The organism is Candidatus Omnitrophota bacterium, assembly GCA_028699255.1.
In the GTDB taxonomy this organism is placed as follows: domain Bacteria; phylum Omnitrophota; class Gorgyraeia; order 2-01-FULL-45-10; family 2-01-FULL-45-10; genus FEN-1322.
Genome location: JAQVUX010000017.1, coordinates 1 through 9355, shown reverse-complemented (window position 1 = coordinate 9355; position 9355 = coordinate 1). Strand labels below are relative to the sequence as shown.

The following is a 9355-nucleotide window of genomic DNA, read 5'->3' as shown; positions in this document are numbered from 1 at the left end:
GCAACCTAGAACTATCCCGTAAGTCTGTTATGCTAGATAAGTTTATGGCAGAAATGCGCCGTTCGGAAGCGAAGGAAGTAAAGAAAGAACGCAATATAGCGAAGGTTATAGACTTCGTGGCGGCCAACCATCGCCTTTTCGAATCGAAGCGCAGTAAGCCGCAGGACGTTATACTAGACGAAAATACGATAGAATACAACCAAGAAATCCCGCACCGCCTCGCTAAGTACGTTAAGAACGAAGCGGAAAAGCGGATACGGGATAAGACCCGGCAGATAGCCGAGGAAATAGCAAAAAAGGGGTAAAAAATGAACCGAGCGAAGAATAAGCGGGTACGGATAAGCGGGCGTAAAAAACGTTGCCAAGATTGCGGCCACGCCCATAAACAACTAGGAAAGGGGAAGGCATGGCTTTGTATGGCGCGGGGTTGTAGTTGTCCCGGTCTTATGGTTGCCGGTAAAAGGGTGTAAAAACTATGCGTTGCCCACATTGTAAAAAAGAGTTGCCTTGTTCTATATGCGGTAGGCCATTCATTAAGGGTATTCCACATATCAACTGCGGGGATATACCCCCGGGTCGTTATTATCCGATAGATTACCGGCTACCAAATGGCGAATATAAAGGGGAATGTTTAACGGAAAAAGTATGTAGAGAAGATAAAAAACGTGGCGGCGTGGGGGTTGCCTTAGTTAGTTGCCCCTGCCCTAAATGTAGGCCGAGGTTGTAACTATGTGTAACTGCGCGGAATGTGTGGAAAAGAAGGAATCCCGGGTAATGTCTGTCCGTTTTATCGGATATTCATTCTTAGGGCTATCTACGGCGTTGTTAAGTAAATTGCCGTTAGGTTCATTTACCCCTACCGAGGGGTATTATTCGATGATGGCAATAGCCCTACTTATAGGGTCTGCGATATGCCTAGCCCTGCCTTCGGGAAAGATTTTAAAGTATCTAAATAAAGAGGTAGAACATGGGATTAATACAAAAAATCCGGGTAATTGACGGGGCGCGGGAAGAATGGATTATAGGGGGCGTACCGCTTTCTATAATCTCGGCGTTCTTACGCCCTTTCCTTATCCTAGCGATACTGTACTTCGCCTACCAAATAGGCCAAGTAGATTATATCATAAAGGATTGTAACGCGAGGATAAGCGCCGCAAACAGGGAAACCTTAAATTGCCAACATGGATTTTCCGGGGTAATACCGAATTTAAACTATTCAAATGGTACGGGGTATATTCCGTTCAACCCTAACCCTTAAAAAATCCAAGCCCGTATAGGGTAGCATGGTACTAATAAAAAGCGGTTCGACGGGGTTTAGCGAAGGATACGGTAAGACTTCTTCGCCAACCCCTACCCCTACTTCTTCTTCGTCTTCTACCAAAACTACCACTAAAACCACGTCTTCGGCTTCCGGTTCTTCGTCTAGTTCGTCTTCAACGGGGGACGAAAGAACCCCAGAAGAAAAACGCGCAGACAACCTTATAACCATGATAGCGCGGGGCGAAAAAGACCCAGATACACTTACGGAATCAAGCCGGAAAGTAATAGCCGAAAGAGTGGGCGCGTCTTCCCCGGATTCATCCAAAACGCCTAAAACTTCGTCCGGCGACAAAATAGTAACCCCGTACGGGGAATACGAAGTAGGAAATACCCCCTTTGAGCAGTTGCAGGCCGGGCGCGGGGAATTTTTCGAAAAGGCAAAAGCGGGGGCAGAAGGCGTAAGGGTTACGGAAAAGTATAATCCGACCGGCTTAGAAGCGGCGCTAAGTGGCCGCCCGGAAGACTACGCGGTACAATATGAAATAGCCCGGCAGAAGGCGGTAAGCGAAAGAATGTACCAACAGAACGTAGGCCTATTCCAACAATCCGCGTTAGCAGACATGATAAACGCCGGGCTTTTCGTGGATACGCCTATTTACGATAGCGAAGGCAACCTAACCGGGACGTACGTAGGCCTTTCAGAACGGGGTAAAAACTTCGGCCTCGGCGACCAAACCGCGATAGAAAGAATGTACGAATTGGAAAATAACGCTATCTGGGGGCGGGCGTTCGACTTCTATATAGACCCGAATACCGGGGGGGTCTATATGTACCCGGAAGGGACAAGGGCGACTATGAGCGCCGCAGGATTCGATTTTAAGACAACTAGCCCGCTTATCATGGAGAAAGAAGGGGTAAAGTATCTAGTAGCCCAGAAGGAAGGCGTAAATACGCTAGAAGTAAAGCCCATCGTCCCGGGCAGGAATGAACTAGGGGAATCTACCGCGATAGACGTAACAGACTTTTTAGACATGGGAGAATATGAAACTACCCCGGATACGAAGGTAAGATATACAATCTCGGATACCGGGCAATTAGACATTAGCGCGGAAGGATTAGCGAAGCATGAATACAACCCGCAAACCGAACCCGAAAAGATTATGTGGGCTAACGAAGACCCGCTACAACTTACCGGGGCGCGGGGGGTTTTTGTCCCCGGGGTGGATACCGGCTATATCGCGCCCATGACGGACGCAGAAGTAGCGACCTATTATAAATCTCTAGCACTAGCCGGGACAGAAGATATAGTAACAGTAACAGGAGTAAGCGGATTCCCGGCGACCGTAGAATTAACCAACGGATACGTTAATCTTTCCAATCAGGTTAAACTAAGCCCGGAAATGATAGCCGCAGAAAAGGCTAACCTGATGCGGGGTAGCGAGGATATAGCATTTATCCCGGGGGAATATGGCCTGCCGACCACTATAAACGAATTGGGAATACCGGGAAATGCCCCCATCCTAAAAGAACCACAGGTAACTACGGGCAGGCCGGACTACATGGTAGAAACCCCATTTACCGGATTCTATGAAACGAACTACGCTAAATTATTCGCAGAACCGCTTAGAGCAGGGGAAGACGTACTAGGCCTTTATATCAAGGAATCGCCCATAGGGGAAATACGCCCGGTATCAACTACGGCAGAATTTCTAGCCGGGGGGGTAGAATCAATAGGGAAAGGTTCGGTTGCCTTCGGTACTTTCTTAGGCATAAGCGCAAAAGGCGCAGAAAAAGCGTTTAAGGGCGAAACATTTACCGAACCCGAGCAGAAACTTTACGGAAGTATGCTATTGGAAAGTCAGGGCTACCTAATCACTTTCCCGATAACGGCTACCATGCTAGTAGGCATGGCAGGGGAAGCGAACTTAGCGAAGGCAAGTACCAAGACCGTAACACTAGACCTTAAAGGCAATCCGATAGACCCGGTAACGGGAAAGGCTACGGATATGAAAGGCGCGATTATCGGGGAAAACACCCCGTACTACAATAGGCCATTAAGCGCTACGATAGAATCCCCAACGACCGTAAGGCTAGATTATGCGGGCGGGAAGCCGTCGTTATACCTTAATTACCCGGGCGAAATATCAAAGCACCTTTTAGACGAGAATTACCTAGACCGCTTAACGTCTTTCGAAGCCTACAAGTTACAAGGGGCTATACAACCTGTTCTAAATACCGCAGGGGCTATAAACACGGCGGCGGGCGTACCTATACGGATTATAGGTACGGGCGCATTTACCGGCGGGTTCTCGGCAGGGTTGCAGACCGGCCTAGAAGTAAGTGGTAATTGGATGGCCGGGGAATCCCCGCTAGACTTTACAAAAGAACAGGAAGAACGCATTAAGACCGCAGGCGTAGGCGGGTTCTTCTTAGGCGCTAGTATTCAAACGTGGCATGAAGCCAAGCCGTTTATGGATACGGTAATTACCGGCGCGAAGCAGAAAATCGCCGAAATCCCGCAGACACCATATAAGGCCATGAAAGCCGGGACAGAAGCCGGGCTTAGTTTCTATGAAGACCAAGCGGCGCTTTATTTCTATGCCGGTTCGGAAAAATCGGTACTCATGCAGATTAACCCGGAAAGCCCTTACGCCCTTCATGCGTACTTAACGGCAGAAGGCCTTAACCCGTACGCCGGGGTCAAACCGATAATTAAGCAGATTCAGGCGGAAATAGCGCCTACGGAATATGGGTTTAGTATGATGCGCCAACCTACCCGGGCGTCCTTCGTTCAGAACCCGGAATATACGGCGGCTTTAGAACGGATACGCGCCCCGTATGTAGTGGAAGAAACCCTACCCCCTAACTTCTATCTTACGCCATTTACGCCTAGCGCGGAATACGTTAAGGCGCAGGAAAGGGTACGCGCACCTTATACCGAGAAGGAAACATTAGCCCCGGACTTTTACACCAAACCGCTATCGGCGCAGACCCCAGAGCAGTTAAAGTTTAGGGACATGCTACAACTTAACGAACGTAAATCATTCGCCGCGAATTTCATAGGGGGCGACATGCCCGGGGATACGTATAGCGGGATAATACGGAGAAACAGGGCGCGGGATTTCGCAACCCAGAACGCAGAACCGGCGGCTAGCAATATCGAATACCAAAAAGAACTTAAAGAACAGAGGCTAGCAGAAGCGATACGTGAAGGGATAGGCACTACGAGGGCGGAAAAGTACGCCTTACTGCGGGGGTCTGGGGTATGGAGTATAGTAGGTTCTAATGAATTTACAGGGGAAGCGACCGCATTAGGGGAAGGTCTGGGGCTAGGGGAAAAACTAGCCGTAGGCGAACGTCTAGCAATAGGGGAAAAACTAGCCGTAGGGCAGAGGTTAGCGGTAGGCGAACGCCTTAGAATCTCGCAGAAACAAAAGGTAGGCGTACGGGAAATGCCCCCGGTGGTAGTCCCGCCGCAGGAAAGGAATAAGTACGCGGGCAAATCCCCTAAGAAGTTCATGCCTAAAAAGCGGGGATACAATATAACCGGAGAACGTTCGATATTCGCAGACCTTCTAAGCGTAGCGAAATCACAATATCGTTACGGCCATGCGACACACCCGAACCCGAACATTCGCCCGGGCATATACGAATACGAAAGAAGCGTAACCGGGCGCGTTCCGACCGTAGAAATATTAAACAGGAAAAACAAAACCTTTAAAGGCATGAAGGCGAAAAGGATTGCGGGGTTTAAATTATGAAGGGGCAAGTAACTTTTATCAACCTGATGGCGCTTCTAGTAACGATATTCGTATATTTTACCCTGATGCCGGTACTTAATGCGTTCATAGACCCCCTAGTAACAGACCTAGAAGCAAACCCCACACAATTTACGACGGCGGAAGTATTGGTTATTGAGATGCTACCGTTCCTTATCCTGTTTATGATTGTTCTTAGCGGGTTCAACATGGCGATTCCGAGAAGGGAAGGATACGGGGGCGGCGGGGCATATCCGTAGGTGGCTAGGATATGAAAAAACTTATCCTAGCCCTTCTGCTTCTGGGGGTTCTATTTCCGGCCATATCGTTTTCAGCGACCGCTATAAACACATGCGCCACTACCATATCTAGCGGCGGGGATTACTACCTTAATGTATCGCTAAGTTGTACCGGGCATGGGGTAACGGTATCTGCCGATAACGTAAATTTAAACCTAAACGGGAAGACAATAGACGGCGACGACGGTACGGCAGATAGGGGTATTCTAATATCCTCGGGTACGGATAACCTAGTTATAGAAAATGGAAGTATTACCGACTTCGGACAAGGAATTACGAATACGGGAAGTACGGGAAATAATGGGTTAATTATCCGCAACGTTTCAGTTTCTAGTTGTGCCGGGTCGCCTGCGAATGGCCGGGGCATTAGGTTAGCGCTAGATACCGGTACTTTGCAGAACGTCCTAATCCAAAACGTTACGGTCTTCAATAATGCCGCAGACGGCATATACTCGGGGTCTTCTACGGGCGGTACTCCGACCATTACAAATATCACTATCCGCGATTCGCGCCTTTACGGTAATGGCAACTTCGGGCAAATATACGTAGCCACGCCATTTAGCGGGCAGATTATAAACAACTCTATTAGTTCTTCCGGGGCGGCAATAAACGGTATAGATTCTTCTACTGCTAGCGGGGTAAATATTACCCAGAACACATTTTATAATTCAACTGTGGCCGGAATAGACCTATATAACGGGAATAACACTAGGGTCTATGGAAATCTAGTGCATAATACTACGCTAGGTATAGAGATAGAACAGACCGGTAGCAACAATCTTATAGAAAATAATACTATCCGCGACGGGGTGGGTACGTCCTACGGTATAACCCTTCGTACGGGGGCTACCAATAACCAAATAAATTACAACAACGTTACCGCAGTAACCCGGGGTATCGGGGGGCAAGGCGCGGGTACGGGCGGCAATAACTTTACCGGGAATATTGTATATTATGCTACCTCATGTGCGAATATCGGGGGTGTAACCGGGGACACCTTTACTAACAATTTCCTTTATAATTGTACCTCGGAGTTCATTAACCAAATCGCCGTAGGTTCTACGACATGGTATAATAACACCTTCGGGTATAACGCCACCGCAGGCCTGATAAACCTAACGAACTTTTCCACTTCCGCGATAACCGAATTTACGGAAGGCTATAACGCCTATGTGCAACCTGACTTTATAAGTATTAACAGTTCGATAGACGGTACGACTATCCCCGGGTCTGCCGGGTTAATTACTTTAGAAACAGACGCGGGGTGTGTTAATACTACCATCTATTCTAAATCCGGCCTTCCAACTACCGCCGCAGATATAAGAAATAACGGGGTAACGGGCGGGATTGACGCTAATTGTACGTCAGGTATCGCAACCTTTTACGTATCGGGATTTTCTGGGTATGCCTTAGACGCGCCCCCGGCTACGGCAATAACATTAATCGCCCCGAGCAACGGCGCGGTTCTTTCAGGTACGGGTACAAGCCTGCAATACAACCTTACGACCTACGACGCGGTAACATGCAATACGACCTTAGACGGTTCGGTAATTGATTCCCAGAGTTTCGCAATTAGCCAAATGGTAAATGTAACCGCGACCGCTAGTACCGGGTCGCACCTATGGTACGTAAGATGCTATCTAAATGCGAATCCGGCCTACTACAAGACTTCGGCGACCTACTCCTTTTCCATGTCGTTTAGCACTTACGAAAATTCTATAAACCTTTCAACAACCGTAGAAAACGTCCTAGATAGCCCGCAATCGCTTTTCTATGATTCGACCGGAAACCTTACGCTTCTTTATTTTATAGATGGTGTCCCGACGGATACGATACATATAGCGACGATAGCGAACGGCGCGATAGCCCAGAACTATACCCAACTGTTAAACGCTACTAAGCCTTTCTTCGCGGCCTTCCGCAACGGTACGGACACTATAATACTGACGTTCAATACCGATAACGTTACCAAGCATTATCTAATCCTAAACTCTACCGCCATGACGATACAGAACGCAAGCACCACCTACAACGTAACCCCGAACGTTCAGTACGACCCGTACGCTTATGCGAACACTAAAAATATCCCAACTATAACGAATCAGACCGGAAGCCACTACCTATTTATCCTGCCGACGACTACCGATAGCCGCCTTATCCGCATGAATTATAGCCTAACCACTTTCCAAGACCTTAATACCACCAACCACAACCGTAAGGTAACATGGGGTACAATCGCCAAGAACGCGAATCTTACGACGTGGTACTATGCGTGGCTATCTAATGCGTCATGCAACGCCACTAGCGACCGGATACAGATATGGACGTATAACAGCACCGCGCAAATAGTTAATGCGACCCCAGATACCACATGCTACGGGCAGGCGGATATAGAAGGGTCGCAGGTTATTTTCGAGCAGTACGGGAATAACACCTACGCCCTTATTTCCAACATAACAAACCGCACCGTAATACACCTGATTGAAGAAAACAAAACGTACCTTTTCAATTATACGGTTAGCGAACATTCGCCCTTAATCTTCCTAGACGAAGACACCCTTATATTTTTCAGCCGGGAAGGGACGGCCACCTATGCGTATTCCTGTTACTTCGCTAGCGCCCCGGCATGTATCCGTTATAGCGCTTCGGACTACGGCGCAACCGTCCCGTTCTACTCGGGCAACATGACGACCGCCAAGCGTTCGGGGACTTCCGACGTTAATGCAGTAGGCAAGGTTACGAATTGGGATAGGCTTAAACTTCTCTATTCGGAAAAGACCTACGACACTAAGTTTATATGTTACGACGAAATGGACGAATACCGCAAGGCCTTTACGGTGCAAGTCTTTACCCAGAACACTAGCCAAATCCTAAAAACCCCGCCATCCTACGGCTATGCCCTGCCTTCGGACATGATAGGAAGCGGCAGGAAGCGGGCGTATTTCAACTGCGAAAACGGTACGCTTCGGCTTTTCCTAGTAGGGCTTAACAACGACTTTACCATTAATTCCTATTCGCTAGACAACACGACCGGGGCGTATTATACCTTTAACATTCAGGACGCATACGGGCAACCGATACAGAATATTACCGTAACCGCCCAGAGGTTTAGCAACCTCGCGCAATCCTACGTTACGATAGAACAGGGAGTAAGCGACTATACCGGGTCTGCTACCCTGTTCTTAGAACTGTTCGCGCTTTATCAGGTTACGATAGACGCTAACGGGTATGTGCCTATAACCTTCGAGTTCGTCCCGTCCGGCACTTACACCGTAGATATAACCCTAGCGACTTCGAACGGTACGGTTATTACCCTGCCGACGTATAACAGGGTCTTTAATGATGTTTCCTATACCATCGCGCCTAATAACGGTTCGTTCTTCGAACCTTCGGAAAACCTTAGTTACCACGTCGTAAGTTCTAATGCTACCCTAGAATATTACGGCATGGAAATAACCAAGAAGCACAACGGGACTACGACCACGATATACAGCGTAAATACGACCACTTCCCCTAGCGGCGGCCTAATGGGGGTGCAGGCTAACGACACCGGGGTATATACGGTTACGACATGGTTTAAGGCGCAGAATTACAGCGAATACCGGCCTAACCCGAGAATCTATTATCTAGGCAACGCTACCGGCCTAGCCGGAGTACGGGAAACCCTAGAAGGTAACACCCTGATTAGCGGATGGTTCTACTACCTAATCGCAGTAGGGGTAACTATGCTAGTGGCGGGGTTCGTTTCCAAATATTCTACCGAAGGCGCGGGGGCGGTAGGCCTTATAGTCCTATGGGGCTTTACCATGCTTTACCCGCATGGGGTAATATTCGTCGCCGGGACAGTTGGAATAAGTATATGGATGGCTACGGTATTTACTACGCTTATGGTGGCGGCGGGGTTCTATATCATGAAGCAGGGGGTTTAAAACTATGAAGGGGGTAATACGGCTATGCGACTAGGGGCGTATATCCTGCTGATGTTTTCTATAACGGTAGTCTTCTACATGATGGGTTACAACTCGGTAGCCCTAAACG

At 48.4% G+C, this 9355-nt stretch carries 5 protein-coding genes; all 5 read left to right on the top strand.

Annotated elements, in window-relative coordinates; translation table 11 throughout:
* Positions 1–305 (top strand): hypothetical protein (locus tag PHS46_08200; protein MDD3906482.1); only part of this gene is annotated, 305 nt, incomplete at its 5' end.
* 424 nt (positions 306–729) lie between these two features.
* Complete coding sequence (locus PHS46_08195) at positions 730–999, top strand: hypothetical protein (protein MDD3906481.1); 270 nt, start codon at positions 730–732, stop codon at positions 997–999.
* 284 nt (positions 1000–1283) lie between these two features.
* The gene (locus PHS46_08190) at positions 1284–5021 is read left to right on the top strand and encodes a hypothetical protein (GenBank protein ID MDD3906480.1); all 3738 of its coding nucleotides are present in this window, start codon (positions 1284–1286) and stop codon (positions 5019–5021) included.
* Positions 5018–5278, top strand: coding sequence for a hypothetical protein (locus PHS46_08185; GenBank protein ID MDD3906479.1), 261 nt, complete (start codon positions 5018–5020; stop codon positions 5276–5278). Before PHS46_08190 ends, PHS46_08185 begins: the two co-directional genes overlap by 4 nt.
* Positions 5279–5289: 11 nt before the next feature.
* Entirely contained in the window at positions 5290–9246 is a 3957-nt protein-coding gene (locus PHS46_08180) for a right-handed parallel beta-helix repeat-containing protein (GenBank protein MDD3906478.1), read from the top strand.
* The last annotated feature ends 109 nt before the right edge of the window (positions 9247–9355 follow it).

Coding starts and splice junctions, on each gene's coding strand:
- PHS46_08195 (MDD3906481.1), top strand. CDS start 730: ATGTGTAACTGCGCGGAATGTGTGGAAAAGAAGGAATCCCGGGTAATG.
- PHS46_08190 (MDD3906480.1), top strand. CDS start 1,284: ATGGTACTAATAAAAAGCGGTTCGACGGGGTTTAGCGAAGGATACGGT.
- PHS46_08185 (MDD3906479.1), top strand. CDS start 5,018: ATGAAGGGGCAAGTAACTTTTATCAACCTGATGGCGCTTCTAGTAACG.
- PHS46_08180 (MDD3906478.1), top strand. CDS start 5,290: ATGAAAAAACTTATCCTAGCCCTTCTGCTTCTGGGGGTTCTATTTCCG.